Origin of the sequence: Paenibacillus sp. FSL R5-0766, assembly GCF_037971845.1 — a bacterium.
Lineage (GTDB): Bacteria > Bacillota > Bacilli > Paenibacillales > Paenibacillaceae > Paenibacillus.
In genome coordinates this window covers 343879-370807 of sequence record NZ_CP150227.1, presented here as the reverse complement: position 1 = coordinate 370807, position 26929 = coordinate 343879, and the positions used below count along the sequence as shown (strand labels likewise).

Here is a 26929-nt window from a genome sequence, read left to right as displayed (position 1 = left end):
CTGCGTGCTCGTTCAACAATTTAATATGCCACTGCGATCGCTTCGTTCTGCTTCATACTCGGGTGGTCATAACCGTCCATTCGACATATCCGCTCAGGGGTTACATAGAGCTGCACCCGCTCCCCTACGCGCACTCTTTGGTTCATATAGGCTGTCCATACGCCCAGCCCTTCCATCTGCACTCGTACTTCATAACGCTCACCTACATAGCTGACACTAAGTACCGTCCCCGGATAACACAGATCGTCATGGCCTGTTTTGTTCCAGGTGACATGCTCTGGACGCACCATCGATTGATTAGGCGTGAGCCAGTTGGACTTTCCGATAAACGAAGCGACATACGGATTACTTGGCGCCGAGTAAATCGTTTCCGGGCTTCCTTTTTGCAATATCCGCCCCTTCTGCATCACCACAATCTCATCCGACATCGACATCGCTTCGATCTGATCATGTGTGACGTACAGCGCAGTCAATCCCATGTCCCGAACCAGTGACATCATCTCAATCCGCATCTCTTCCCGGAGTACAGCATCCAGTGCACTCAGTGGCTCATCGAACAGGATCACACCAGGTCTAACCGCTACGGCTCTGGCAAAAGCAACCCGTTGCTGCTGTCCACCAGACAGCTGATGAGGATATCGGTCTTCCATGCCTTGCAGGCGAACCATGCCAAGCGCTTCGTTCACCTTTTGCCGCAGATCAGATTTCTGTTTTCCGGCCTTCAGGCCAAACGCTACATTTTCGTATACGGTCATATGCGGCCATAATGCAAAATCTTGAAACACCATGCCCAGATTACGCTTGTGTGTTGGTATATCAATCCGCTTCGCCGAAGAGTAGATACACTGACCATCTGCACGAATCTCCCCCGCGTCAGGCTGTTCCAGCCCGGCCAACATGCGCAGCAGTGTTGTTTTGCCACAGCCCGATGGGCCGAGTAGGGTCGTGAACTTTCCATGTTCAAGCGTTAGATCTGTTGGCAGCAGTGCGGGTGTTTGATTAAATGATTTTTGAATTCCAGTTATCTCTAATTTCATAAGCATCCCTGCCTGTCTTCTGTTACTTGTCTCTTGCACTGTTCTCAGTCTAACGTCCGCTTTCGCGAGTTGTATGTCTTGTATGTAAAATTGGAATTAACTTTTTAGATGAATTCTGTTGATGTTCATAGATTAAATCTATAGTAGGTGAACTAATCATTTGCACGATAACGGAGAGGACAGAAAAAACCTGAAAAAGCGGAGCGTTCGCCTAAAAGCTTTCTGAAAGAAAGCTACATCGGAAGCATACGCTATCTCCGGATTTTCCCTTGAGAAAGGGAATCAAAAAATCTGGGGATAACAGCGATTGGAAGGTTGTTCTGTCATCGTAGTGTCTGTGTAAATAATCTTTAGTTCAATTTATATAGTAGAAGTGAGAGGAGTGTTGGAACATTGAATCTGATCAAATTGCAAATTGTTGAGCTGATCGACAAGCATCATCACATGACAAGCGTGGCCGAGTTACTGGGGATCAAACAACCTACCGTTACATTTCATATGAAGTCATTGGAGGAAGAGATGGGTGTGCGATTGTTCGAATCGCGCAGCGGGAAGACTTTTTTAACCGAGGCCGGACAAGCTCTGCTCCACTATTCCGTCAAAATCAATGCTCTTACCCAAGAGGCACGGCGGGTTGTGAAGGAATATGACAGTCTCTATCGGGGCACCCTGCACATTGGAGCAAGCTATGTACCGGCTACATATTTGCTGCCTACCATACTCAACACCTTTTCTCAGGAATTCCCGGGCATTCGTATTGTCTTATCCGTCAAACCATCACCTGTTATTCGCGAGATGTTGATTCGGCATCAGATTGATCTGGGGGTGATCTCTTCCGAGCCATTTGTTGGCCCTGCCCTGCAAGCAGAGACGCTGTGTGAAGACGACTTAGTATTGATCTGTTCTCCACAACATGGGTTGGCCCAGAAGGATGCATTAACACCTGATCATATCGCGCAGATTCCCTTTGCCCTACATGGTGATGAATCCAGTACTAGACGGTTAACCAACCAATGGCTCACACAACATGACATTCGTTTGCGGAGCACCGTTGAGATGGATTCCCTGGAAGCGATCAAACAGCTCGTGTTAATCGGGGGGCATGTCTCATTCATGTCTCGGATGGCGGTACAGTGGGAGGAACAGCACGGGCTCATTCAAGTTCTTCCCATTCCGGGAGAGCAGGCACCGCGCCATATCTATACGGTACATAACAAGGACCGCCACCCTTCAGTTCAGGTAAACCGCTTCAAAGAAGTGCTACGAGAGGTGAGTCACGGCTTCCCCATTTTCCATGGCTGATTGCCCTGATCCGCTATAAACTATCGTTTGCCATTCATCAAATCTATGCAGGGTTAACGCAATGTGCACTTCCCTTTAATCGCTTTCATATATTCAGGCGATAAAGTGAGATCTGTACGTTAATCCAGATTAGGAGAGTGATTGGTTTTGAAAAAGTGGAAAAAGGTAACCGCCTCATTGATGCTGAGCATCGTAACATTGGGAAGTGGAATGACATTTCTGGGAGCACCCCAGGCTTCAGCTGCTGCCAATGCCGTTCCTGCTTATGAAGTAAAGTTTCTGGCCAAGCCGGAACTTGTATTGAATACAGATGGGACACCACGCAGTGAAGTGATTCAGACACTCGGCCTGAGTTCCACGCCAAAAAACATTAACGTAGAGTACTTTGACACCAATGCTCTCGGATTGGATCAACAAGGATGGAACGTTCGTTTTCGCAAAAAGGATGACAAGAATAACTACGAATTGACTTATAAAAAACGCTACCCTGTGATCAATGGCGACATTAATGCAGCACTGACTCTTGCTAATCAAGAGGGATTTGATAAATCAGATGATAATTACGAGGCTGAGATTGATTGGGGATATGGCAAACAAACCTTAAGCTTCTCCAACACCAAAAAAGTCGATACCAAAGCAACAGGAGTCCAACTTCCTTCTGAGCAAGAAGCCTTGAACATGTTACTGGACAAGCTTCCAGGCAAATTGAAAAACTGGAGTTCCTCCAACTGGGGCAAGCAGCAATTGACTCAATCCCGTGCATATGGTCCAATCACATTCCAACGTTATGAAGGTACATGGAATGGTCAAGAGCTTACGCTCGAAGTATGGCCAATTCGTGATGCAGCAGGTACAGGTATTGAGAATATCGTAGAGGTTTCTTTCAAAACCGATGATGCTGTAGCCGTATCCGGACTGCGTACCCAACTGCTGCAATTGCTGGAGAACAACAACTGGCTAATTCCTGCCGATGGCTTGAAAACACAAACCATTCTGGAAAGATACTAATCACGAGCTCTTGCTAAAAACAAGCTCCTCTTCCTACGTACATTGCAGGAGAGGAGCTTGTCTTTTTTGCGTAGTGAACGAAATGGATTCCGTTATTTAAGTAATTCTACGTTTATCATCAGTTGAGATTTCTACTGATTATTCGCGACCCTACTTTAAATAGAATACACTTATTCTTTTTAACACAAAAAAAGCCCTTGCTATAAGCAAAGGCTTTTCTGTATGTTACTCGGAAGCGGGTGATGGGAATCGAACCCACGCTATTAGCTTGGAAGGCTAAAGTTCTACCATTGAACTACACCCGCAAATAAAAAAAATCGGGATGACACGATTTGAACATGCGACCCCCTGGTCCCAAACCAGGTGCTCTACCAAGCTGAGCTACATCCCGATACTTATGAGAATAATGGCGCGCCCTGAGAGATTCGAACTCCCGGCCTTTTGATTCGTAGTCAAACGCTCTATCCAGCTGAGCTAAGGGCGCAAATATTGGAGCGGAAGACGGGAATCGAACCCGCGACCCTCGCCTTGGCAAGGCGATGCTCTACCGCTGAGCCACTTCCGCAAAACATATGGTGCGGTCGAGAGGACTCGAACCTCCACGGGGGGTTAGCCCACACGGACCTGAACCGTGCGCGTCTGCCAATTCCGCCACGACCGCAAAATATAATGGTGAGTCATGAAGGGCTCGAACCTTCGACACCCTGATTAAAAGTCAGGTGCTCTACCAACTGAGCTAATGACTCGTAATGAAATGGCTGGGGATATAGGATTTGAACCTATGCATGACGGAGTCAAAGTCCGTTGCCTTACCGCTTGGCTAATCCCCATTAAAAAATCATGGGGCGATCGAGGGGAATTGAACCCCCGAATGCCGGATCCACAAACCGGTGCGTTAACCACTTCGCCACGATCGCCATAGAGTAAGCCATTCATCCACTAAGAGTATCTTAGTATTAGCAACTGCATCTATAATATACATTCTATCACAAATTCAGATGTAAATACTAAAATTGGTGCCGGCGAGAGGACTTGAACCCCCAACCTACTGATTACAAGTCAGTTGCTCTACCAGTTGAGCTACACCGGCACGGTGTATATTTAATTAAAAATGGCGGAACCGACGGGATTCGAACCCGCGATCTCCTGCGTGACAGGCAGGCATGTTAGGCCAACTACACCACGGTTCCATAGTACTTTCTCAAGGAAAGTTAATTGCGGGGGCAGGATTTGAACCTGCGGCCTTCGGGTTATGAGCCCGACGAGCTACCGGGCTGCTCCACCCCGCGTCGTTATAAAAGTATTATGGTGGAGGCTGAGGGGATCGAACCCCCGACCCTCTGCTTGTAAGGCAGATGCTCTCCCAGCTGAGCTAAGCCTCCATAATATGACCCGTAGGGGATTCGAACCCCTGTTACCTCCGTGAAAGGGAGGTGTCTTAACCCCTTGACCAACGGGCCGTGCTAAAAAAATTATCTGGCGGAGAGAGAGGGATTCGAACCCTCGAGACGCTTGTGACGCCTACACGATTTCCAATCGTGCTCCTTCGGCCAGCTCGGACACCTCTCCATATGGCTCCCCGAACAGGGCTCGAACCTGTGACAACTCGATTAACAGTCGAGTGCTCTACCAACTGAGCTATCAGGGAATGGTGGAGCCAAGCGGGATCGAACCGCTGACCTCCTGCTTGCAAGGCAGGCGCTCTCCCAGCTGAGCTATGGCCCCATACACTGTGTATTTCTTTGTTGTGGTCTTGCTATGGGCCCTGGTGGACTCGAACCACCGGCCTCACCCTTATCAGAGGTGCGCTCTAACCAACTGAGCTAAGGGCCCTAATATATATCCCTTATTCCTTTGCAAGGGGGGCAAAAAAAATACCCCAAAGGGAAATCGCTTGGCGGCGTCCTACTCTCCCAGGACCCTGCGGTCCAAGTACCATCGGCGCTAGAGGGCTTAACGGTCGTGTTCGGGATGGGTACGTGTGGAACCCCTCCGCCATCGCCACCAAACGCATAGCTTAGCTTACATTTCAGAGTGGTTGTTCTCTGAAAACTAGATTCGAAACGAAACATGCGATTTATCACTTGCTATTGGATAAGCCCTCGACCGATTAGTACTGGTCAGCTCCATGCATTGCTGCACTTCCACCCCCAGCCTATCTACCTCGTCGTCTTCAAGGGGTCTTACATACTGGGAAATCTCATCTTGAGGGGGGCTTCACGCTTAGATGCTTTCAGCGTTTATCCCGTCCGTACATAGCTACCCAGCGGTGCTCCTGGCGGAACAACTGGTACACCAGCGGTACGTCCATCCCGGTCCTCTCGTACTAAGGACAGCTCCTCTCAAATTTCCTACGCCCACGACAGATAGGGACCGAACTGTCTCACGACGTTCTGAACCCAGCTCGCGTACCGCTTTAATGGGCGAACAGCCCAACCCTTGGGACCTACTTCAGCCCCAGGATGCGATGAGCCGACATCGAGGTGCCAAACCTCCCCGTCGATGTGGACTCTTGGGGGAGATAAGCCTGTTATCCCCAGGGTAGCTTTTATCCGTTGAGCGATGGCCCTTCCATGCGGTACCACCGGATCACTAAGCCCGACTTTCGTCCCTGCTCGACTTGTAGGTCTCGCAGTCAAGCTCCCTTATGCCTTTGCACTCTTCGAATGATTTCCAACCATTCTGAGGGAACCTTTGGGCGCCTCCGTTACTCTTTAGGAGGCGACCGCCCCAGTCAAACTGCCCACCTGACACTGTCCCCGCACCGGATTACGGTACCAGGTTAGAACCTAGATACGATCAGGGTGGTATCCCAACGTTGCCTCCATGCAAGCTGGCGCTCACACTTCAAAGGCTCCCACCTATCCTGTACAGATCGTACCCAAATTCAATATCAAGCTGCAGTAAAGCTCCATGGGGTCTTTCCGTCTTGTCGCGGGTAACCTGCATCTTCACAGGTATTAAAATTTCACCGGATCTCTCGTTGAGACAGCGCCCAAGTCGTTACGCCATTCGTGCGGGTCAGAATTTACCTGACAAGGAATTTCGCTACCTTAGGACCGTTATAGTTACGGCCGCCGTTTACTGGGGCTTCGGTTCACAGCTTCGGATTGCTCCTAACCACTCCCCTTAACCTTCCAGCACCGGGCAGGCGTCAGCCCGTATACTTCGCCTTACGGCTTCGCACAGACCTGTGTTTTTGCTAAACAGTCGCTTGGGCCTTTTCACTGCGGCCCCCTCGTGCTATTCACACTACCGGGGCACCCCTTCTCCCGAAGTTACGGGGTCATTTTGCCGAGTTCCTTAACGAGAGTTCTTCCGCGCGCCTTAGAATACTCTTCTCGCCTACCTGTGTCGGTTTGCGGTACGGGCACCATCACCTGGCTAGAGGCTTTTCTTGGCAGTGTGAGATCATGACCTTCGCTACTATAATTTTCGCTCCCCATCACAGCTCAGCCTTACAATGTGCGGATTTGCCTACACATCAGCCTTACTGCTTAGACGGACATCCATCAGTCCGCGTCACTACCCTACTGCGTCCCCCCATTGCTCATAACGGCTTACGGTGGTACAGGAATTTCGACCTGTTGTCCTTCGACTACGCCTTTCGGCCTCGCCTTAGGTCCCGACTTACCCTGAGCGGACGAGCCTTCCTCAGGAACCCTTAGGCTTTCGGCGGATCAGATTCTCACTGATCTTTTCGTTACTCATACCGGCATTCTCACTTGTATAATGTCCAGCGCTCCTTACGGTACACCTTCAACCCTTATACAACGCTCCCCTACCCCTGATGCAAAGCATCAAGCCATAGCTTCGGTGGTGTGTTTAGCCCCGTTACATTTTCGGCGCAGAGTCACTCGACCAGTGAGCTATTACGCACTCTTTAAATGATGGCTGCTTCTAAGCCAACATCCTGGTTGTCTGTGCAACTCCACATCCTTTCCCACTTAACACACACTTGGGGACCTTAGCTGATGGTCTGGGCTGTTTCCCTTTTGACAATGGATCTTAGCACTCACTGTCTGACTCCCGGAAGTAAGTCTATGGCATTCGGAGTTTGACTGAGCTTGGTAACCCTTGCGGGCCCCGCACCCAATCAGTGCTCTACCTCCACGACTCTGTTTTCCGAGGCTAGCCCTAAAGCTATTTCGGGGAGAACCAGCTATCTCCGAGTTCGATTGGAATTTCTCCGCTACCCCCACCTCATCCCCGCATTTTTCAACATGCGTGGGTTCGGGCCTCCAGTGCGTGTTACCGCACCTTCACCCTGGACAGGGGTAGATCACCCGGTTTCGGGTCTACGTCCACGTACTATGTCGCCCTATTCAGACTCGCTTTCGCTGCGGCTCCGGCTCTTCACCTTAACCTTGCACGGGAACGTAACTCGCCGGTTCATTCTACAAAAGGCACGCCATCACCCCTAAAACGGGCTCTGACTTTTTGTAAGCACACGGTTTCAGGTTCTATTTCACTCCCCTTCCGGGGTGCTTTTCACCTTTCCCTCACGGTACTGCTTCACTATCGGTCGCTAGGAAGTATTTAGCCTTGGCAGATGGTCCTGCCGGATTCATACGGGGTTTCACGTGCCCCGCACTACTCGGGATCCGTCTCGGAGGGAACAGACTTTCAACTACAGGGCTTTTACCTTCTTTGGCGGGCCTTTCCAGACCTCTTCGCTTAACCGGTTCCTTTGTAACTCCATGTGAGACGTCCCACAACCCCAAAGAGCAAGCTCTTTGGTTTGGGCTTCTCCGCGTTCGCTCGCCGCTACTGACGGAATCACTATTGTTTTCTCTTCCTCAGGGTACTTAGATGTTTCAGTTCCCCTGGTATGCCTCTACACAACCTATGTATTCAGTTGTGAGTAACTGGAAATTACCCCAGCTGGGTTTCCCCATTCGGACACCCCCGGATCAAAGCTTGCTTACAGCTCCCCGAGGCAGTTTCGTTGTTCGCCACGTCCTTCATCGGCTCCTAGCGCCTAGGCATCCTCCGTGTGCTCTTAGTAGCTTAACCTCGTGCTCCGGTTTCGACTGTTCGCTTCCCTTGTTTTGCTTGCGCAAAGCCAAAAGTCGCTCCCATTCGATACCATCGTACGTGCAATCTACCGTTTTTATTGAAACTTGTTTAACACAAGTTCAGCTAAAAAGGAATGTTCTAATTCGCGTTTGTTTCGTTTCGATATCTAGTTTTCAAAGAACAAGCTCCATGCAAAAGCAAGCTGTTTGAGAGTTTGAGCTCTCAAAACTGAGCAACGAGTGAGTGTTTTGCAGCTGAGCTGCATATTTGAATGTTTCCGTTGCAGGAAACGATTCTCCATAGAAAGGAGGTGATCCAGCCGCACCTTCCGATACGGCTACCTTGTTACGACTTCACCCCAATCATCTATCCCACCTTCGGCGGCTGGCTCCTTGCGGTTACCCCACCGACTTCGGGTGTTATAAACTCTCGTGGTGTGACGGGCGGTGTGTACAAGACCCGGGAACGTATTCACCGCGGCATGCTGATCCGCGATTACTAGCAATTCCGACTTCATGCAGGCGAGTTGCAGCCTGCAATCCGAACTGAGACCGGCTTTGTTGGGATTGGCTCCATCTCGCGATTTCGCAGCCCGTTGTACCGGCCATTGTAGTACGTGTGTAGCCCAGGTCATAAGGGGCATGATGATTTGACGTCATCCCCACCTTCCTCCGGTTTGTCACCGGCAGTCTATCTAGAGTGCCCACCCGAAGTGCTGGCAACTAAATATAAGGGTTGCGCTCGTTGCGGGACTTAACCCAACATCTCACGACACGAGCTGACGACAACCATGCACCACCTGTCTCCTCTGTCCCGAAGGAAAGGTACATCTCTGTACCGGTCAGAGGGATGTCAAGACCTGGTAAGGTTCTTCGCGTTGCTTCGAATTAAACCACATACTCCACTGCTTGTGCGGGTCCCCGTCAATTCCTTTGAGTTTCAGTCTTGCGACCGTACTCCCCAGGCGGAGTGCTTAATGTGTTAACTTCGGCACCAAGGGTATCGAAACCCCTAACACCTAGCACTCATCGTTTACGGCGTGGACTACCAGGGTATCTAATCCTGTTTGCTCCCCACGCTTTCGCGCCTCAGCGTCAGTTACAGCCCAGAGAGTCGCCTTCGCCACTGGTGTTCCTCCACATATCTACGCATTTCACCGCTACACGTGGAATTCCACTCTCCTCTTCTGCACTCAAGTCACCCAGTTTCCAGTGCGATCCGGGGTTGAGCCCCGGGATTAAACACCAGACTTAAATGACCGCCTGCGCGCGCTTTACGCCCAATAATTCCGGACAACGCTTGCCCCCTACGTATTACCGCGGCTGCTGGCACGTAGTTAGCCGGGGCTTTCTTCTCAGGTACCGTCACCTTGAGAGCAGTTACTCTCCCAAGCGTTCTTCCCTGGCAACAGAGCTTTACGATCCGAAAACCTTCATCACTCACGCGGCATTGCTCCGTCAGGCTTTCGCCCATTGCGGAAGATTCCCTACTGCTGCCTCCCGTAGGAGTCTGGGCCGTGTCTCAGTCCCAGTGTGGCCGATCACCCTCTCAGGTCGGCTACGCATCGTCGCCTTGGTGAGCCGTTACCCCACCAACTAGCTAATGCACCGCAGGCCCATCCCCAAGTGACAGATTGCTCCGTCTTTCCAGTTTTCTTCAGGCGAAGAAAACAACTATTCGGTATTAGCTACCGTTTCCGGTAGTTGTCCCAAACTTGAGGGCAGGTTGCCTACGTGTTACTCACCCGTCCGCCGCTAAGTATCAAGGAAGCAAGCTTCCTATCAACTCCGCTCGACTTGCATGTATTAGGCATGCCGCCAGCGTTCGTCCTGAGCCAGGATCAAACTCTCCAATAAAGTATTGAAAAGAGCGATAAGCTCATTTTGAATCTGACGAGATTAAAAATCTCATTTGTGCTCCAGTCGATCCAAGCCAAGGCTTGTCTCCAACTTTCGCGTTCATTCTGCAAGCAGAATGTTCACTCACTCGTTGTTCAGTTTTCAAAGATCAAACTTGTTTCGTTACCGAATGTTGTTCTCTTCAGCAACTCTTATATAATATCATGTCCGAACCAACTTTGCAAGCTCTTTTTTAAGTTTCTTTCGAAGCTTATTTCATTTGCTTGCCGCACCGTGTAAACCGTGTTTTCTTGGCCGGAATTAGAATATATCATGTACAGATTTCAATTGCAAGTCTTTTTTCAAAAATGATAATCACCCCACATCATCAGCACGATATGTAATCTGACGCTCCTGTACTATAGAAATAACTCTCAGCATCCTCATTACGGCACTTCTAATATACTTATCCATTAAACATAACCAGGGAAGCCACTTCCACTGCGATTGCAGTGAACAATTGATTGTGTACTAGCCCCGGTTTTCAGAGATCACATTTTTCTTTCCTTCTATAATAAATAAAGTACATTCCTCAGGCACAGCTTACACACTCCGCTTCACTTCTCAGTGCTTACAATATGCGCTTACCAAGTAACGAAGCAATCAGTTCCACACCAAGTCGTGCCGTGTGTCTATTGCGATCCAACAACGGATTCACCTCAACCAGTTCCATGGACGTAACTTGATTTGTGGAAGCAAGCATCTCCAATGCATAATGTGCTTCTCGGTAATTCAAACCACCCGGTACTGGTGTGCCTACACCCGGAGCTTCACGTGGATCCAGACAATCCAGGTCAAAGCTGACATGAATACCATCTGTCCCTTTCCCAGCTATAGCTATTGCCTGCTCAATAACTTGCTGTATTCCCATCCGGTCAATATCATGCATCGTAAATGCTCGAATTCCCAGTCCCTTAATCTGCTCTCTCTCATACTCATCCAGATCACGCAGACCAATATAGACCAAGTTGGACGGATCAATAAACGCGCCTGCTCCAGCAATGTGTGACAGATTGAATGCAGTATGCCCCAAGGATGCAGCCACACTCATCCCATGCATATTACCGGTCAAGCTGCGTTCTTCCGTATTCAAGTCTGCATGCGCATCAAACCAGATCACACCCAAATTCGAATAGTGCGCTGTTAGCCCGGCAAAAGTACCAATCGCTACACTATGATCTCCCCCAAGCACAAGTGGAAAAGCTCCCTCCTCTACTGCACATGATACTTCACTACACACCTTCTCACTGACCTGACGTACCTCATTTAAGTGTTTTACACGATTCCGCTCAGTAGGGGCAGCAGCTTCAGAAGGACAATCTACCCGCACTTCTTTGGAGAGCACTAGCCCAAGACTCGCAATCTCCCGCTTCAGTCCAGCTGTAATCAATTCATCCGGCCCCAACTCCGCTCCACCTCTCGCTCCACCGAGTCCAAAAGGAACCTTAATGATAGCAATACGCCGTACAGATGTTTGACTTGTATCAATAGAAGTCTTAATTATTCCACCATGGATATCATCTTCATTTTTCATGTAGGTCAGCTCCCTCATTGATGATCAATACCTGCTCAATTCTCTCCAGTGCCCAGTCAATCTCAGACTCTTTAATTGTCAGTGGTGGAGCAAATCGAATGGTTGTCTCATGGGTTTCTTTACACAGCAGTCCAGTAGACATCAAACGCTCACAATAAGGACGGGCTGGCTCATGCAATTCAACACCTATAAATAAGCCTTTCCCCCGAATATCCCGTATGGCTGAACTACGAATATCTCGAAGTCTTTTCATAAAATAGTTCCCCAGACGCTCCGATCGCTCGGCAAGCTTCTCATCTTCAAGAACTTTAAGAGCTGCTATAGCCACGGCGCAAGCGAGTGGGTTACCCCCAAACGTAGAACCATGAGACCCCGGCTCAAACAAATCAAGTATCTCCGCATCAGCAGCGATAGCCGAGATGGGCATGACTCCTCCCCCCAGCGCTTTGCCCATAATCCAGATGTCTGGTTCAACCCCTTCCCAGTCGGAGGCAAAACGGCGACCTGTTCTTCCAAATCCGGTCTGGATCTCATCAGATACAGTCAAAACCTGCTGGCTCTTACACAGAGCAAAAGCTTCAGCCAAATATCCAGCAGGCGGGATAACGATTCCAGCTTCGCCCTGAATAGGCTCTACAAGAAAACCAGCCGTATTTGGCGTAATGGCCTTTTTCAGCGCTTCAATATCTCCATAGGGAATAATCCGGAATCCAGGTGTGAACGGTCCAAAATCTTTTTTATACTCCGCTGAAGAAGAAAAGGACGTAACCGTCAGAGTTCTTCCGTGAAAGTTACCAGAGCATACGATAATCTCGGCTTGATTTTCCGGTACACCTTTGCAACGATAAGCCCATCTGCGTACCGCCTTCACCGCTGTCTCCACCGCTTCCGCTCCTGTATTCATGGCGAGAATCTTCGATTTCCCCGTGAATTGTGAGAGTTTCTGATAAAAAAGAGAAGCTGAGCTGCTGTGGAATGCCCGTGATGTCAGCGTAACCTGATCTGCCTGATCCTTAAGCGCCTGTATGATCACAGGATGTCTATGACCATGATTCAATGCAGAGTATGCACTTAACATATCCATATAACGGCGGCCTTCAGGGTCTTCCACCCATACCCCTTCCGCCTGTTCAATAACAATAGGGAGCGGATGATAATTAGGTGCAGCATAACGCTCCGACCAATCAATTAACATTTTGGAATCTGACATACACACCCAACACCTTTCCAAAATATTGTATACAAAATACAATAACAATGTATGCGATGCTATCCCCATTTACGACTACATCTCTCTTTTTCCACTCCAGCCTACTCCAAGCCTTTCTCGAATCCAATCCTTTATCAATAGTTAGCGAGAAGTAGACAGTCTACGTTCCAACCAAGAGAGTAAATTAGCCAGTGTAAATGTGATGATAAAGTAGAGGCCGGCGGCAACAAGCAGCGGAGCAAGCGGCTGGAACGTAACACCCTGAATCGTTCTGGCCGTGTATATAATCTCGGCTATGCCGATCATGGAGACAAGCGAAGAATCTTTAATGATAATAATGAATTCATTGCCGATAGCTGGAAGCATGTTACGAAAAGCCTGAGGCAGTATAATATAGCGAAGTGTCATACCATGTGTCATACCAAGGGAGCGCGAAGCCTCGGTCTGTCCTTTATCAATCGCTTGAATCCCGGCCCTGAACACCTCCGCCATATAAGCCGAGCTATTCATCGTCAGAGCCACCACCCCTGACATAAATGCCGGCAAGTTCACACCTACAACCGTCAGACCATAATGAATAATAAGAATCTGTACGAGCATCGGTGTTCCTCGAATGAGTTCAATATACGCCGATGCCACAAATTTAATTGGCCATATTCGGGATAATCGCATTAATGCCATGATCACACCAAGTAACGTACCAAACAATACACCGAAGAAGGAAAGTTCAAGCGTAACCCACGCACTTCGTGCATAGTCCTGCCAATGTTCTAATAGAAAGGAAAAATCTAAATTCACGGCATATCCCTCACTCGTCCGGTTTATTCGCCGAGCATCTCATTCGCTTCAACGACGAACCGTTCAATATCTCCGTTCGTTTTGAGCTTTTCCAATGTAGTGTTGATCTGATCCAGCAGCTTCTGATTACCTTTCTTCACCGCGATGGCCGAACCACCCTCGTCTTCAGACTGTTTAATCTCCACACCTGCAACAACAAGCCCCTCTTGGTTCTTCACATACTGTTCAGCCACCGGCTTCTCCAGGATGAGTGCGTCTACACGTCCTGTCTGCAACTCCAGAATCAGTTCAGGTATTTTGGCCAGAGAAGTGAGCTTTGCTCCCTCTATTTCCTGAGCAATCCCTTCCTGAATGGAACTCTTTTGCACACCAACCTGCTTGCCTGATAGATCATCTATGGACTTTAATTCCGAACCTTCCCCTCCTCTAACAAGTACAGCCTGCTCTGCATAATAGTAGATATCCGTAAAATCAACATTCTTCTTTCTTTCTTCGGTAGGGGTTAAGCCTGATATTACAAAATCAACCTTATCTGTACCAAGGGCCATAAGAAGGCCATCAAAGTCCATGTCCTCAATCTTCAGCTCGGCTCCCAGATCAGCCGCAATTGCTTTGGCAATCTCGATGTCAAAACCTACAATGGTATCTTTACCATCGATTTTCTTATGAAATTCATAGGGTGCATAGTCTGCACTGGTTCCAAGTACAATGACTTCCTTTTCTGTCGAGCTATTTCCCGAGGATGAATCTGGCTCCGATCCGGTTCCTGTCGTTTTTTCCTGCCCACATGCGGACATGATCACAACCACTAACAACAGCATCATTGGCAACAGCACTTTTTTCACACATCATACCCCTATTCTTTTTTGAATGAGAAACATAATGATTTGTATACAATATACACAAGACAATATATGGACTTATATGTAAGTAATACTAACAAACATTCTGGTTTATCACAATCATTATTTAAACATTTATACGCTTTAATTCCATAAAATGTGCTATATATAACACGGCATTTACATCGGCTGAAACATGAAGTTTGCTTGCCCAACTTCCCCCTCGGTGTTAAGATGATAAAAACTTGAAACTCCTGAACGGCGCGTACAGTACGGCCTCACACCCATCTATTTATTCACTATACATAGAAAGGAGGATTCGGTATGGAGGTACCCAAATACCGGTCCTTGAAAGATCACGTATATGATTACATTGCCCAGAAGATTCAAGACGGGACGTTACTTCCCAACCAGAAGATCAACGAGGCAGAAATATGCAAAAAGCTGGACATCAGTCGCACGCCTACTCGGGAGGCGCTTTTCCAGCTGGCTTCAGACAATCTGCTGCAATACATCCCACGCAGGGGATTTATTGTCACTCCTTTTGATGCAGGCAAAAAACTGGAGTTCTCCCAAGCGATCGGTGTGCTGGAGGCACTTGCTGCCACACTTGCAGCAGACCATCTCAGACCATCCGAACTACTGGAGATGGAAACTCTGGTTGTTCGAATGGACGAAGATATCAGCCAGCTTGATCTTGCTGCTTACAACAAGAACCAATATCAGTTCCATAATCTGTACATTCAGCGATGTGGTAACGCCACAGTCATTGAGATGTTAAACACATTGAAGAACAGTTTCATCCGGCAGTCGTATGTTAGTGATAATAAACCAAAGCTATCTGAGGTACTGCTCGAAGTTAATGAAGAGCACCGGCAAATTTTAAGTGCTTTTCGAGCCAAAGATAAGAACCAACTGGAAGCCCTGCTCAAACACCACTGGCGGATTATCGACAACGATATGCTGTAGTACGTACTGTCAGAACAAAACAAAGGCAACCCACACGATTGTGTGAGTTGTCTTTTTCCTATTTTTCGTTTTTTACCTCCAACGGTGCCCTAGCCGCAAAAACAGCATATCCCAACTTTTTGCCGTATTTCGCGAGCAAACGATCATTGGTAAGACTCATACGCTGCATACGTTCATCCTCAAACCAATTCATATCGATCTCGCGATGTGGATCATGATCAACGCCCCATTTTCCCATGGATCGCGAATGTTCTTTGACCTCTACCTTGGTGAAACCACACTGCTTGAGGCGTTTTCTCCATGCTGTGGCCGTTACCAGGGTTCGTATACCGTAAAATTGCTTTAACCTGCGACACATCAATTCGGTCTTCTGGCCTGATAGAACCATCTCCCGATCCACTAAAAGTCCTCCGGGCTTCAACACTCTTCTATACTCAGCAAGTGCACTCCGCCATGGGGTGAAGATCGTGACCGACTCCACAAATACCACATCAAAATGATTTTCCGGAAAAGGTAACGATGTTACATCCGCCTGAACAAATCGAACATCCACCCGTTCTCGTCTCGCTCGCCGAACTGCCTTATCCAGCATATTTCGATGAAGATCAATCGCCGTTACCCGATATCCACTTTTAGCCAGGTAACACGCAGTCCTCCCAGTGCCGCACCCTATCTCAAGAATCTGATTACTCACAGGCAGAGATAAGCCATCCAGCAACTTCAATGTTGCCAAAAATCCTCCAGGATGGGCACTTCCCTCCCCTAACCGAGCCAGCATGTCATGATAATCCACGCGACATCCCCTCCTCACTTCTCCCAGTGTATGGAGCAGACTCAAAAACGGCTCCTCCCCATTCGTTTTTCCGGGTACTCGTCCATACCAATTGCTCTTCTTTTTACTATGATATACAAACCGTTGAATTCAAGCGGCAACCGCATCTAATGAGGAGGATTTGCATGTACAGAATTAATCGGGTATGTGAAGAAACGGTTTCTCCGCACGTTGGACGTTCCGTTTGTCTCGTTATGAACGACGGTAAGCATATGTATGGTACGCTTAGTCAATGTCGTGATGGCAAAATTTATTTGAACGGGTGTTTCGAGGGACCACGGCTGTGTTCAGTCAAATCCAAACAGCAGCTGGTAAAAAGCAGCAAGAAAAAGGCTGTTGCAACAAAGAAAGTTAATTCTTCGGCCTACGGTCCATATGGATACGGTCGGGGTTACGGCTATGGAGCAGGGATCGAACTGGCTCTGGTAGCAACACTTTTCCTGCTGCCATTCCTATTCATCTAAATTCCAATCTGATCGTGGTAAAATTGTAGTCATAACAAAGACCCTTTTTGCTTATAGCGAAAAGGGTCTTTATCTTTTTCATATGATTCACATCGATCACACTATATTTCCTGTTAAAAAATGATACAAAAAAAGGCATTCGCTAAAACGAATGCCGGGAACTTCATATTTAATACCCTTACCTTCGCACAGGGTGTCTATTTAATCTTAAAAAAAAACACCTCGTTAGAGGCGGGTAAGCTATGTTAAATCCGATTTCCTTTAGGCATCGTTTTCAGATTACTATTCGAATTCTCAAGCAATGGTAGCATCCTAGTCGTGCTGACCATCTCAGAAGCACATATCGGACAAGTAGGTACGTTATCAAACGCAAAATTGTCCCGCATCCATCCTTTGCACGTATCACTCGTACATTCCCAGATTGCCGCATCAGCTTGTGGAATCTCTTCCAACGGTTTTTTGCGATTATACATGACTTCTACCCCCTTTGTTATGGAAAAACATCTAACCGACGTTATTTCACAGAAGCCTACACTTAGCGGAAGTTTCACGTCCCACCGAACTCCTGCCTCGACAACTAATGGGCCGAATTTTATATAACTGATCAAAAAAAAGAAGCTGCCTTTACCATTATAACATGTTAAAGGCAGCTATGCTTTAATTACAGTTTTACAACTTCTTCTGCTTGAGGACCACGGTTTCCTTGTACAATTTTAAATTGCACGCGTTGACCTTCGTCCAGCGTTTTGAAGCCTTCGCCTGTAATAGCGCTGAAGTGTACGAATACATCTTCTCCGCCTTCAACTTCGATGAAACCGAAGCCTTTATCAGCGTTGAACCATTTTACTGTTCCGTTTTGCATGTGAATTACACCTCCAAATAAAGATTAACATGTTCCTTTGTTCTTTGCAGCAAGCAAATAAAAATTCACACATTGAAAAAGGTACCAGTCATAAACCTATAAGTGATCGCCCTTTACAATATATGAATTAGGTTTTCCACTCTCTACAACTTGTTTTTATTATAACTCCATTTGAGCCAAAAAGCAAATCTTTGTATTTTCTTTTCAAACAGCTTTGGAAATACATGTTATTAACACGCGTGGGGCCAGGGTTTATCACGCTTATGTGCCTGGTCGCTTGTGTACGGTCTTATGAAAGGATATGCAGATCTAATCCATCTTATACATTTTTTATATAATATTTGACATGCATATCCAACACAACCAATGAATCATCTTACTCCAGTATAACACACTATGTCCATGCCCACATAAATGCATCCCGATCCCAGGCGATCTGCCCACGATGAAGCTTTCGGAAAGCCTTCTTCACTTCCTTGGACAATGATGTATTGCCGTTCTCGTTCACAAAAACAAACTCTTCACCAAAATGGGTCTTCACATATTCTATGGCAGCTTCCTGATGAAGTGTTCCTGTGAATTTAATCTCCTGTACCATCCATTCTGCTACACCTTGTGCTGTCTTCTCCACTATATCACCTACTGTCTAAACCTAATGTACGGATAGGCAGACCTCGTATCATGAACATATCTGTCTTCCCGCCAGACTGAAGTATACCATGATCCAACTGCTGACGGGAAACTGTATGATAACTACCTTCAAGCAATACCCGCAATACCATTAATGAACAACCGTATTCGCTTGCTCACTCCCTTTGGAAGGAATGGACGAATGTGTGCGATTGCTCCACACTAACCATGCACAGTGAGCAATCAGTACTGTCAGTATAAACAGATCGTAAGAAAGTGTCCCTGTGTCCTCCAAATCATTCCCTAGAAATTGAATCAGATTATGTATGAAATGAAACAATATAAGCGGTACGATATTTCCGTTCTTCAGCATCAATAACGCCAGTACAGCTCCCAGGAGCAGCGCATAGATCAATTGCATGATCGTATCCGTTATATCCTGACCAGACAATGCGTTCAGCAGATGTGTAATCGAAAACAAGATGCTGGAGGTCACAACTGCGGCCACTGCACTTTTTTGAAGCAAGGTCTTGAAAATAAGCCCACGATAGATCGTTTCCTCAACAAAAGCTACGAGCAAGGTAAAAAAGATGAAAAAGGCTACCCGTGACAAGCTCAACTCCCCAAATCCTTTCAGGGCAATTGTACCCAGTACAAGGAGTAGTGGAATATAATACTTTGCGTGGCCAGCCGGGATACTTCGCAAAGATCGGAAGCCAGTCTCTCCCCACTTGCGTCTTAACGTCAGATAGATCATCAGAACAATGGCGATGGGTGTAAAGGAAATGAGTACAGGGGAAGTGTAGTCCAGTTGTTTTATCGTTGCAATGGCCCCTGCAGCAAATACGGCTAACAGGAGAAGCAGCTCAATAATTACAACGGTGAGCACAGGTTTGCGCTCGGAAAAGGAATGTTTTGGCTTGGATTGCAGATTAATCATACATTTGCCTACCTCGTTTCATTTATGTTCTCCGTTGTCATAAGAACTTATATGCCAATATAGTTGTATCACATCATCCGTATATTGAATATTCCTATTATGGATAAAACTATAAAAGTAACAAAAAAGAGACTTATCCTAACCTCTTTTCCCCTAAAATCAGGTATGGCTTATACCTTTATCTGTCCATTATAGTATTACAAGAGTTCAAAGTTGCAGGGGTGTCGCGACTCTTCAGCGTCATATATCTATGAAGTACCCATTAACGATAGATTCACAATGCATAATGAAATCAGGGGGATACTATGAAAGCATTCTTTCAGCGCTGGGGGCATTTACTGGCTATTCTGTGCATACCGCTCCAAGGCTCCATTTACGTATTTCTAGGCAGCAACACCGGAAGTGATGTCTTCTACAATTATGCTTGGATTGACACACAGATTCCTTTTCTCAAAGAATTTATTTATCCGTACATTAGCTGGATGCCTATTCTGTATCTTGGATTTCTCTATTTGGGTCTGACGAACAAGTCGCTATTCTGGCGTACGTTGATTACCTATAATGTTGGTGTCATGGCTGCCAATGTCTGTTTTGCGGTGTTCCCTACCCATGTCCCGCGCCCGGAGATCGGCGGAACTGATCTGAGCAGCGTGTTAGTACAGTTCATCTATACCAATGATGCGCCATTCAACTGTTTTCCAAGTGTTCACGTTCTGACCAGCTACTTGCTGTTTATTGTTATCAACAGACACTTGAATTTTAAGCCTTTGGCAAGGATTTCTTGGTCGGTATGGCTGTGGTTGATTATTGCTTCAACGGTGTTTGTTAAACAGCATTCCTTGCTGGACATCGCTGGAGGCATTTTGTTTGCTGAGGCCGCGTATTGGGCTGTACATGTCTTTGCTCTTCGTCTTGGGCAAGCACGAAAAAAAAGCAAGCAGCCACTCACAGCTTCTAACCCAAGCAGTCATGTATAACGACATTTATTGATGTAACAGGTGGGATGATGATCATGCTATACAGCAAAAGAGGGCCTAAGCCCTCTTTTTTTGTACTCATTGAATTAAACCTAATTATATAGAAGAACTTTATTTGGGTTGGACTACGCGTTTCATGCTATAGGTGGCCGTTCATGAAGAAGGTCAGACGGTGGACTTCCGGTTATACGTTTGAATATGCGGTAAAAATAAGACAGATCCCGGTAGCCGAGAAATTCGGCAATTTCCTGGATGGAGAGTTGTGACTCGGTGAGCAGATATATGGCTCGTTTCATCCGTTGATCATGGACATATTGACTGATGGTCTGATTTGTCATGCTTTTGAATAATGCGGCAGCATAATTGGGAGTTTTATTGATCTCGTCCCCGAGTTCTTCCTTCGTTACTTTCTCCCGATAATGCCGCTCAATATATCGCTTCATCCGTTCAACATGATTATGCCTCTCCGGCGGGATAACTCCACGATCAAGCTCCCTGTTCATATAAATCAACACTTCCATCAATAAGGCTTGGCTCATCATGACATAATAAGACGGACGCTCCTGCCATTGTTGATAAATAGCGCTCATGCGTTGATGGATCAGCTCATAACATCCAGGTTTATGCCGCAAAGCCTCATACCGTTCCAGTGCAGGCAGAGTTTCCGTATGGTCGCGTTGCAGTTGAATTACAATCTGTGTGTGCGTTACTGTAGGAATACTCTTGCCGTAATATGGGGTACCACCTGGAATGAGGAGCAATTCACCCTTTTCCATGATCTGTTTATCACCGTTCACCCAATATACACATTTTCCATAAGTAACCAAGCTAAGCCGCCAAGTTTCTTGAGATTGCACAGCTTCTTCGTACCAACCGACACCATTAATATGTCGTACTTCAAGTGGAGTGATCATAACACACCTCATTATCGGACTATACTCTAATCATTGTACTATAGTTCATACCCTGATTCGACAGAAAACGCTACAATACACATATAAGCTTAAATATGAGGAGGAAATTAGCATGTTAAAAACAAAAATTATTTGTACCATGGGACCTGCTTGTGACTCAATCGAATTGTTAAAAGTAATGATTCAGGAAGGTATGACCGTTGCCCGTCTGAACATGGCTCATGGCGAACTGGAAGATCACGTTACACGGATTAATAATATCCGCAAAGCAGCTTCCGAACTGAACACCTATATACCGATCATGATGGACATCAAAGGGCCGGAAGTGCGTATCGGTAAACTGAAAGAAGCATCCTGCCATCTGCAAGCTGGTAAAGAGCTGATCCTGACTACCGAAGAAATTCTCGGTGACGCTGAGCGCATCTCTGTAAACTATCCAGAACTGAACCTCGTTGTGAAACCTGGCGATCGTATCCTCATCGATGATGGCCTTGTAGATCTGACTGTACTGTCTGTGGAAGGATCCGATATCCATTGTAAAATCATCAGTGGCGGCATTCTGAAACCACGCAAAGGGGTTAACTTGCCAGGAATCAAAACGACATTGCCAGGTGTAACCGAGCGTGACGTTATGCACATCGGATTTGGGATCGAAAACGATATCGAAATTATCGCAGCATCCTTTGTTCGTAAAGGCGATGACATCCGTGAAATCCGCAGCATTTTGAAAGAACGCGGTGTAGACCACGTACAGATCATCTCCAAAATCGAAAACCAGGAAGGTATGACGAACCTGGACGATATTATTGAAGCATCTGACGGCATCATGGTAGCTCGTGGAGATCTCGGGGTTGAAGTGCCGATCGAAGACGTACCTATGATGCAAAAAGAAATGATCGATAAATGTAACCGCGCTGGTAAACCGGTTATCGTAGCTACACACATGCTGGAGTCCATGCAAGTGAACCCACGCCCTACTCGTTCCGAAGTTAGTGACGTGGCAAACGCTGTACTTCAAGGTGCTGACGTTGTGATGTTGTCCGGTGAATCAGCTGCGGGTAAATATCCGGTACAATCCGTGCGCACGATGGCTGCTGTTGCTCGCCGTGCTGAAACAATGATCGATTACAAAGAGCAATTCGCACAAAAATCGGCTCAACAGATCGCTGATATTACTGAAGTTATCAGTCAGGGCGCTGTAAGTTCTTCCCTCGTACTGAATGCAAAAGCAATCATCACTTCGACTGAGAGTGGATTCACAGCACGCATGATCTCCAAATATCGTCCAAAAGCGCCAATCATCGCAGTTACACAACATGAAGAAGTATTGGCGAAAATCTGCCTGCTCTCCGGTGTTATTCCGGTTATGGGCGACAAAGTAACGACAACGGATGAAATGTTCGAATCGGCTACGCGTAACGCAATCAAAACAGGTTATATCGAAAAAGGTGACATCATTGTATTGTCCGCTGGTGTTCCAATCGGTCAATCCGGTAATACAAACCTGATCAAAGTTCAACAAGTTTAATTCAAGCTAAAACTGAAGCTACACATCTTAGCTATATATAGAAAATACAAAAAAACCACCGGGAGCAGCAATGCCTCCCGGTGGTTTTTGTTGATGATGTGTGCCAATGATTCTGATGTTACAACAGACGGCTTTGAGATTATAGATTCCGCGAGTAATCAACCAGATCCTGTGACATGGTGTTAATCTCATCCATTGAAGCATTCACCTGCTGTGTCAGGGCAGCTTGATTTTGCGTTAACGTGGACATATTACCGATGTGCTCAAGAATCTGATCAATCAGTGTTTTCATTTTCTGCATGCTATCTTCGATATTTACTGTGGCCTCCGAACTGTGATCAGCCAGTTTCCGCACTTCACCTGCAACGACGCCAAATCCCAGTCCCAGCTCTCCCGCTCGTGCAGCTTCAATGGCTGCATTCAACCCGAGCAGATTGGTCTGACTCGCAATCTCTCGAATAAACACAGTGATATTCTTCGTATCATCTGCACTGCTTTTCACTTGAATGGCTGCATCGGCAGATAATTCCTGCGCAGTCACCAGATCCTGTGCCTGATCGGTAATCGAGTTGATTCCACGTACCATCTCGCCAATGGACTCCGACAGTTGTTTTGTTTTCAGATTCATGGCTTCCACGATCTGTTCCTTATTCTTCTCATGGGTAACATCTCGAATGGTTCCAGCTACACGGAGTGGTACTCCATCCTGATCCCTAATGGTCTCCCCACCCGCGTGATACCAACGGTACTCCCCGTCTTTGCGCTGCAGACGATAATCCAGATCGTACGGTGTACGACCACTGTAATCGTTCATATGTCTGGCAAATTCGTTGATCGTCCGATCATGGTCTTCCGGATGAAGTCGGCTGCTCCAGCTGCTGAACACATTCGGGAAATCCTGCTCGTCTTTAAACCCTAATTCTTTACGGAACTGGGGTGACCACCAAAATTCATTGTTCGGATTAACTACATCTCCAGCCACAACGGTCATATCCCACGGAGCCTCCACCAAGGCGCGGTTAACCAGATCATATCGGGTGACGAGTGCTTCCAGCTCATCAGACTTGCTCTTCTCCTCATGAATATCAAACATGATGCCCAGGAGTTTGACTGGAACTCCAGCCTGATTTCGGATGACTTGTCCAAGGCATCGGAACCAGCGAATTTCTCCACTTTTTGTAATCATACGGCTGATGACGTTATAGGCAGTTGTTGCTTTTGTGTCATTCACATGTTTCATAATCTCCTGCACCAGGTGGGGTCTGTCATCCGGATATATCGATTTGGCCCAGCTTGCAAATGAATTGGGATAATCCTTGGCATTATGGAAGCCTAACATTTGGCGGAATTCATTCGAAAATGTGACGATATTATTGTTATCCAGTGGATCACCAGCAACAATTTCAGATTCCCATAATCCCACATTCATCGCCTGATTCAGCATTCTAAGGCGCATTTCCGCGTCTTCGTTTTGAGCTTTCATCATATGTACTGCTTTTTTGATATTACTAGCTATTTCATCGGTATCCTGAAACTCAATACCATCTTCGATCCATGCGTCATAGTCGCCCTTTTCTGCGTTTGCTACCAGTTTACGACTATACTCCAATAATTTCTGATGCGCATCTGTACGAAGGTGTTTGGTCGATTCAGTACGTTTACGAAACATGCTCATTTCTCCTCTTAGCTCATATGATATATATTTCGACATTATCAGACATTAAGTGTAGAGCAATGGTCTTAATTTTGTATAAAAACAAGAACCAGCGCTGAAACAGCACTGGTTCTTATATTATTTGCCTTATTTTTTATGAAAATAAATCTTAAATGACTACCTCTTACCAGCTACCAGCCAAAATTCAGTGTTTTCCCCGTCTCCACCCAAGTTTTGATGCTGCTTAGAATCATCCACCAGCTGCTCTGTGCATTCGCAATGGAAGGATGGTTATCTTTAAATTGATCATTGATCAGCGTCAGCTTCGTACACTCACCTACCGTTTCCAACTGGAAGACCACTCTGGATTGAAGCTCGGCATGATTCGCATGGTACGACGGTCCAGGATGCTCCTGATAACTAAGTCTGGACAGCGGTTCAAATTCCAATATATCTCCATACACATGGACAGTCTCTGCACCATCATTACCTGGGCCTACATAAGCAAATGGCTGGCCTGGTTGGAAATTGGTGCGAAGTTCACTGCCGAAAAAGCTGTTCCGAGTGCCGTCTGGTGATATTAGAGCATTCCACACCTCTTCCAGTCCTGCATTGATAAAGAATTCATATTTCAGTTCCATGGACTCACTCCCTTTATATATTGGATAAGCGATCTGCCAACCTCGCACTCCTATCCTATCGTTATACCCCAAAGGCCGTATTGTAAAAACGCGACAACAGGTAAAATATAAGCTCTTTATGTTTTCGGGAATGTTATACCATGATCCTAACGGATTGCGCCCATATAGTGCTTTCCCAGAAGATCAGATATACTAAACTGGAATGAAATAACAGGTCCGTTCAAGGTAATGCGACTAATTTAGAAAGGAAATGAGATATGAGCCAATCAACCAATATTATGGGCATCCCTTTCCCCAATGTCACGATGGATCAAACGGTTGCGATCCTTGATAAAGTCGTAGATCAGGAAAGTACTGAACTATTCCATGTCATCACAGGTAATCCCGAGATTGTTATGTCCTGTCAAAAGAATGCCTCTCTTCGCAAAGTCGTTGATCAAGCCGGGTTGGTCACAGCTGACGGTGCCGGCATTGTGATGGTATCCCGTTTTCGGGGCGGACAATTGACTGAACGGGTAACCGGTTGTGATCTGCTGTTTCGTTTATTAGAGGAAGGCGATCAAAAACACTGGTCATTCTACCTGCTGGGAGCAGAGGAAAGCGTAAGTGAACAGGCAGTAAAAGTCATAGCACAGCGTTACCCCGGAGTTATCTTAAAAGGTAGACACCATGGTTATTTCCAGGCAGATGAGGAACAACAGATTGTGGAAGAGATTTGTACTGCTCAACCAGACTTTCTTATCGTGGCTCTTGGCGCCCCCCATGCGGAACACTGGATTAACAAGTATCGCCACCAGTTGAACGCTCGTGTAGCCATAGGTGTTGGAGGCAGTCTCGATATCGTGGCCGGCAAAACCAAACGTGCCCCTGCGATATGGCAGAAGCTTAACCTGGAATGGCTCTATCGCCTCCTCAGTCAACCTTCGAGATGGCGCAGGCAACTCGTTTTACCCCGTTTTGCTGTCCGGGCAATGTTGTTCAGAGAACCTAAATAAAGTGAGATGAGCAGGAGGGTCGATTCGGATGAAACAGGTAGAACAAGGAGACAGACCAAGTATGGGCCTGTTGAATCTGAATGAAGGTGACCATAAATATCAACTGACACGCCATGCTCCTTCCGAAGCACTTCGGCCTTTTGTTAAACATTACTGGATCGTATCGTGGGACCTGACCGGACTTGAACCGTATCCCCAACATGTCGTGCCTAACCCCTGTGTTAATCTGGTCGTGGAACGAAACAATACGTTTTTCTTCGGACCATCGGGACGTAAATTCTCCTATCTTGTGAGCGGGAAAGGTCGTGTATTTGGCGTGAAGTTCAACCCAGGAGGGTTTTATCCCTTCCTCCGCGCTCCTGTCTCTTCATTGTACGGACAACCGATGGATGTCTCCAGTATTCTGGACGTCACAGCGGAATCCTTGGAAGACCGGCTTCTTGGGGCAGGGGATGATGCGGATAAAACCAGTTACATCGATCAACTATTATGTGCACACCTTCCTGCTGAAGATGCTCAAGCGAGAATGGTTTACGATATTGTACAACAGATTGAACAGAACCGGGAGATGCTGAGAGTGGATGATCTGTCTTCTTATTGGAATATGCATACCCGAAAGCTTCAACGCCTGTTCAATCAGTATGTGGGCATCGGACCCAAAACCGTAATCAAGTTGTATCGTCTGCAAAATGCTGCAGAATGGATGGACCGCGGTCTTCACTGTGACCTGATTAAGCTATCTCAGGATCTTGGATATCATGATCAATCCCATTTTATCCGAGATTTCAAGTCCATTATTGGCAGTACACCAGAGGAGTACTTACACTCTAGACATCTGAATGGTGAGCGCCGAGGGCTAATAAATTAACCTGTCC

21 protein-coding genes, 17 tRNA genes and 3 rRNA genes are annotated in these 26929 nt (G+C 46.8%); 8 read left to right on the top strand and 33 right to left on the bottom strand.

What is annotated here, in order from left to right:
• Positions 1 to 20 precede the first annotated feature (20 nt).
• Complete coding sequence (locus MKY66_RS01790; protein ID WP_076216616.1) at positions 21 to 1037, bottom strand: ABC transporter ATP-binding protein; 1017 nt, start codon at positions 1035 to 1037, stop codon at positions 21 to 23.
• A 393-nt stretch (positions 1038 to 1430) separates the two neighbouring features.
• Here MKY66_RS01790 and MKY66_RS01785 point away from each other — a divergent pair, with 393 nt between their 5' ends.
• Both MKY66_RS01785 and MKY66_RS01780 read left to right on the top strand, forming a co-directional pair.
• The gene (locus MKY66_RS01785; protein ID WP_076216600.1) at positions 1431 to 2339 is read left to right on the top strand and encodes a LysR family transcriptional regulator; all 909 of its coding nucleotides are present in this window, start codon (positions 1431 to 1433) and stop codon (positions 2337 to 2339) included.
• A gap of 147 nt (positions 2340 to 2486) precedes the next feature.
• A complete protein-coding gene (locus MKY66_RS01780) occupies positions 2487 to 3347 on the top strand; it encodes a hypothetical protein (protein WP_076216602.1) in 861 nt (286 codons plus the stop codon).
• A 234-nt stretch (positions 3348 to 3581) separates the two neighbouring features.
• On the opposite strand, the gene MKY66_RS01775 is transcribed toward MKY66_RS01780, so the two are convergent.
• From MKY66_RS01775 to MKY66_RS01660, 24 genes are all read right to left on the bottom strand, one after another.
• A tRNA-Gly gene (locus MKY66_RS01775) sits at positions 3582 to 3652 on the bottom strand.
• A gap of 12 nt (positions 3653 to 3664) precedes the next feature.
• Positions 3665 to 3738, bottom strand: a tRNA-Pro gene (locus MKY66_RS01770).
• Positions 3739 to 3754: 16 nt separating this feature from the next.
• Positions 3755 to 3831, bottom strand: a tRNA-Arg gene (locus tag MKY66_RS01765).
• Between the two features lie 6 nt (positions 3832 to 3837).
• A tRNA-Gly gene (locus tag MKY66_RS01760) sits at positions 3838 to 3912 on the bottom strand.
• An 8-nt stretch (positions 3913 to 3920) separates the two neighbouring features.
• Positions 3921 to 4008 (bottom strand) — tRNA-Leu (locus MKY66_RS01755).
• A 9-nt stretch (positions 4009 to 4017) separates the two neighbouring features.
• Positions 4018 to 4093: transfer RNA gene (locus tag MKY66_RS01750), tRNA-Lys, on the bottom strand.
• A gap of 9 nt (positions 4094 to 4102) precedes the next feature.
• A tRNA-Gln gene (locus MKY66_RS01745) sits at positions 4103 to 4177 on the bottom strand.
• A gap of 11 nt (positions 4178 to 4188) precedes the next feature.
• A tRNA-His gene (locus MKY66_RS01740) sits at positions 4189 to 4264 on the bottom strand.
• A 97-nt stretch (positions 4265 to 4361) separates the two neighbouring features.
• A tRNA-Thr gene (locus tag MKY66_RS01735) sits at positions 4362 to 4437 on the bottom strand.
• 22 nt (positions 4438 to 4459) lie between these two features.
• Positions 4460 to 4537: transfer RNA gene (locus tag MKY66_RS01730), tRNA-Asp, on the bottom strand.
• Between the two features lie 25 nt (positions 4538 to 4562).
• A tRNA-Met gene (locus MKY66_RS01725) sits at positions 4563 to 4636 on the bottom strand.
• A 17-nt stretch (positions 4637 to 4653) separates the two neighbouring features.
• A tRNA-Val gene (locus tag MKY66_RS01720) sits at positions 4654 to 4729 on the bottom strand.
• Positions 4730 to 4735: 6 nt separating this feature from the next.
• Positions 4736 to 4807 (bottom strand) — tRNA-Glu (locus tag MKY66_RS01715).
• Between the two features lie 17 nt (positions 4808 to 4824).
• Positions 4825 to 4916, bottom strand: a tRNA-Ser gene (locus tag MKY66_RS01710).
• A 3-nt stretch (positions 4917 to 4919) separates the two neighbouring features.
• Positions 4920 to 4995, bottom strand: a tRNA-Asn gene (locus MKY66_RS01705).
• Between the two features lies 1 nt (position 4996).
• Positions 4997 to 5072, bottom strand: a tRNA-Ala gene (locus MKY66_RS01700).
• A 34-nt stretch (positions 5073 to 5106) separates the two neighbouring features.
• Positions 5107 to 5180: transfer RNA gene (locus MKY66_RS01695), tRNA-Ile, on the bottom strand.
• 59 nt (positions 5181 to 5239) lie between these two features.
• Positions 5240 to 5356, bottom strand: a 5S ribosomal RNA gene (gene rrf / locus MKY66_RS01690).
• A gap of 81 nt (positions 5357 to 5437) precedes the next feature.
• Positions 5438 to 8363, bottom strand: a 23S ribosomal RNA gene (locus MKY66_RS01685).
• Between the two features lie 306 nt (positions 8364 to 8669).
• Positions 8670 to 10222: ribosomal RNA gene (locus MKY66_RS01680) — 16S ribosomal RNA — on the bottom strand.
• The 16S, 23S and 5S rRNA genes sit together here with 17 tRNA genes alongside, the layout of an rRNA operon.
• Positions 10223 to 10835: 613 nt before the next feature.
• Positions 10836 to 11798, bottom strand: coding sequence for an arginase (rocF, locus tag MKY66_RS01675; RefSeq protein WP_076217212.1), 963 nt, complete (start codon positions 11796 to 11798; stop codon positions 10836 to 10838).
• Entirely contained in the window at positions 11788 to 13008 is a 1221-nt protein-coding gene (locus MKY66_RS01670; protein WP_076217211.1) for an ornithine--oxo-acid transaminase, read from the bottom strand. Before MKY66_RS01670 ends, rocF begins: the two co-directional genes overlap by 11 nt.
• A 141-nt stretch (positions 13009 to 13149) precedes the next feature.
• Positions 13150 to 13806, bottom strand: a complete 657-nt coding sequence (locus tag MKY66_RS01665; RefSeq protein ID WP_076217210.1) for an amino acid ABC transporter permease — start codon at positions 13804 to 13806, stop codon at positions 13150 to 13152.
• Positions 13807 to 13829: 23 nt separating this feature from the next.
• Positions 13830 to 14651: a transporter substrate-binding domain-containing protein gene (locus tag MKY66_RS01660; RefSeq protein ID WP_076217209.1), complete on the bottom strand. Its 822-nt coding sequence runs from the start codon at positions 14649 to 14651 to the stop codon at positions 13830 to 13832.
• Positions 14652 to 14972: 321 nt separating this feature from the next.
• Here MKY66_RS01660 and MKY66_RS01655 point away from each other — a divergent pair, with 321 nt between their 5' ends.
• Positions 14973 to 15617: a GntR family transcriptional regulator gene (locus MKY66_RS01655; protein WP_036671927.1), complete on the top strand. Its 645-nt coding sequence runs from the start codon at positions 14973 to 14975 to the stop codon at positions 15615 to 15617.
• A 58-nt stretch (positions 15618 to 15675) separates the two neighbouring features.
• Here MKY66_RS01655 and MKY66_RS01650 read toward each other — a convergent pair whose 3' ends face one another.
• Complete coding sequence (locus MKY66_RS01650) at positions 15676 to 16410, bottom strand: class I SAM-dependent methyltransferase (protein ID WP_076217208.1); 735 nt, start codon at positions 16408 to 16410, stop codon at positions 15676 to 15678.
• Positions 16411 to 16574: 164 nt separating this feature from the next.
• On the opposite strand from MKY66_RS01650, the gene MKY66_RS01645 reads away from it, so the two are divergent.
• Positions 16575 to 16913: a hypothetical protein gene (locus tag MKY66_RS01645; RefSeq protein WP_076217207.1), complete on the top strand. Its 339-nt coding sequence runs from the start codon at positions 16575 to 16577 to the stop codon at positions 16911 to 16913.
• Between the two features lie 245 nt (positions 16914 to 17158).
• Here MKY66_RS01645 and MKY66_RS01640 read toward each other — a convergent pair whose 3' ends face one another.
• The 4 genes from MKY66_RS01640 to MKY66_RS01625 form a co-directional block, all read right to left on the bottom strand.
• Entirely contained in the window at positions 17159 to 17386 is a 228-nt protein-coding gene (locus MKY66_RS01640; RefSeq protein WP_017691121.1) for a cold-shock protein, read from the bottom strand.
• Positions 17387 to 17574: 188 nt separating this feature from the next.
• Positions 17575 to 17775, bottom strand: coding sequence for a cold-shock protein (locus tag MKY66_RS01635; RefSeq protein ID WP_024633772.1), 201 nt, complete (start codon positions 17773 to 17775; stop codon positions 17575 to 17577).
• A gap of 394 nt (positions 17776 to 18169) precedes the next feature.
• Positions 18170 to 18406, bottom strand: a complete 237-nt coding sequence (locus tag MKY66_RS01630) for a hypothetical protein (RefSeq protein WP_036607962.1) — start codon at positions 18404 to 18406, stop codon at positions 18170 to 18172.
• Positions 18407 to 18556: 150 nt separating this feature from the next.
• Entirely contained in the window at positions 18557 to 19345 is a 789-nt protein-coding gene (locus MKY66_RS01625; protein ID WP_076217206.1) for a CPBP family intramembrane glutamic endopeptidase, read from the bottom strand.
• Positions 19346 to 19650: 305 nt separating this feature from the next.
• Between MKY66_RS01625 and MKY66_RS01620 the strand changes: the two genes are divergently transcribed.
• Positions 19651 to 20322 (top strand): phosphatase PAP2 family protein, encoded by a 672-nt coding sequence (locus tag MKY66_RS01620; protein WP_076217205.1) that lies wholly within the window; start codon positions 19651 to 19653, stop codon positions 20320 to 20322.
• 134 nt (positions 20323 to 20456) lie between these two features.
• Here MKY66_RS01620 and MKY66_RS01615 read toward each other — a convergent pair whose 3' ends face one another.
• A complete protein-coding gene (locus MKY66_RS01615) occupies positions 20457 to 21236 on the bottom strand; it encodes an AraC family transcriptional regulator (RefSeq protein WP_076217204.1) in 780 nt (259 codons plus the stop codon).
• A gap of 112 nt (positions 21237 to 21348) precedes the next feature.
• Here MKY66_RS01615 and pyk point away from each other — a divergent pair, with 112 nt between their 5' ends.
• Positions 21349 to 22764 (top strand): pyruvate kinase, encoded by a 1416-nt coding sequence (pyk, locus tag MKY66_RS01610; RefSeq protein ID WP_036607968.1) that lies wholly within the window; start codon positions 21349 to 21351, stop codon positions 22762 to 22764.
• Positions 22765 to 22903: 139 nt separating this feature from the next.
• On the opposite strand, the gene MKY66_RS01605 is transcribed toward pyk, so the two are convergent.
• Both MKY66_RS01605 and MKY66_RS01600 read right to left on the bottom strand, forming a co-directional pair.
• Positions 22904 to 24433 carry a PAS domain-containing protein gene (locus MKY66_RS01605; protein ID WP_076217203.1) on the bottom strand — a complete coding sequence of 510 codons (1530 nt, stop codon included), beginning with the start codon at positions 24431 to 24433 and terminating at the stop codon, positions 22904 to 22906.
• 176 nt (positions 24434 to 24609) lie between these two features.
• Positions 24610 to 25059 carry an SRPBCC family protein gene (locus MKY66_RS01600; RefSeq protein ID WP_076217202.1) on the bottom strand — a complete coding sequence of 150 codons (450 nt, stop codon included), beginning with the start codon at positions 25057 to 25059 and terminating at the stop codon, positions 24610 to 24612.
• Positions 25060 to 25316: 257 nt separating this feature from the next.
• Between MKY66_RS01600 and MKY66_RS01595 the strand changes: the two genes are divergently transcribed.
• Together MKY66_RS01595 and MKY66_RS01590 are read left to right on the top strand one after the other, a co-directional pair.
• Positions 25317 to 26054: a WecB/TagA/CpsF family glycosyltransferase gene (locus tag MKY66_RS01595; protein ID WP_076217201.1), complete on the top strand. Its 738-nt coding sequence runs from the start codon at positions 25317 to 25319 to the stop codon at positions 26052 to 26054.
• Between the two features lie 28 nt (positions 26055 to 26082).
• Positions 26083 to 26922, top strand: coding sequence for a helix-turn-helix transcriptional regulator (locus MKY66_RS01590; RefSeq protein WP_076217200.1), 840 nt, complete (start codon positions 26083 to 26085; stop codon positions 26920 to 26922).
• The last annotated feature ends 7 nt before the right edge of the window (positions 26923 to 26929 follow it).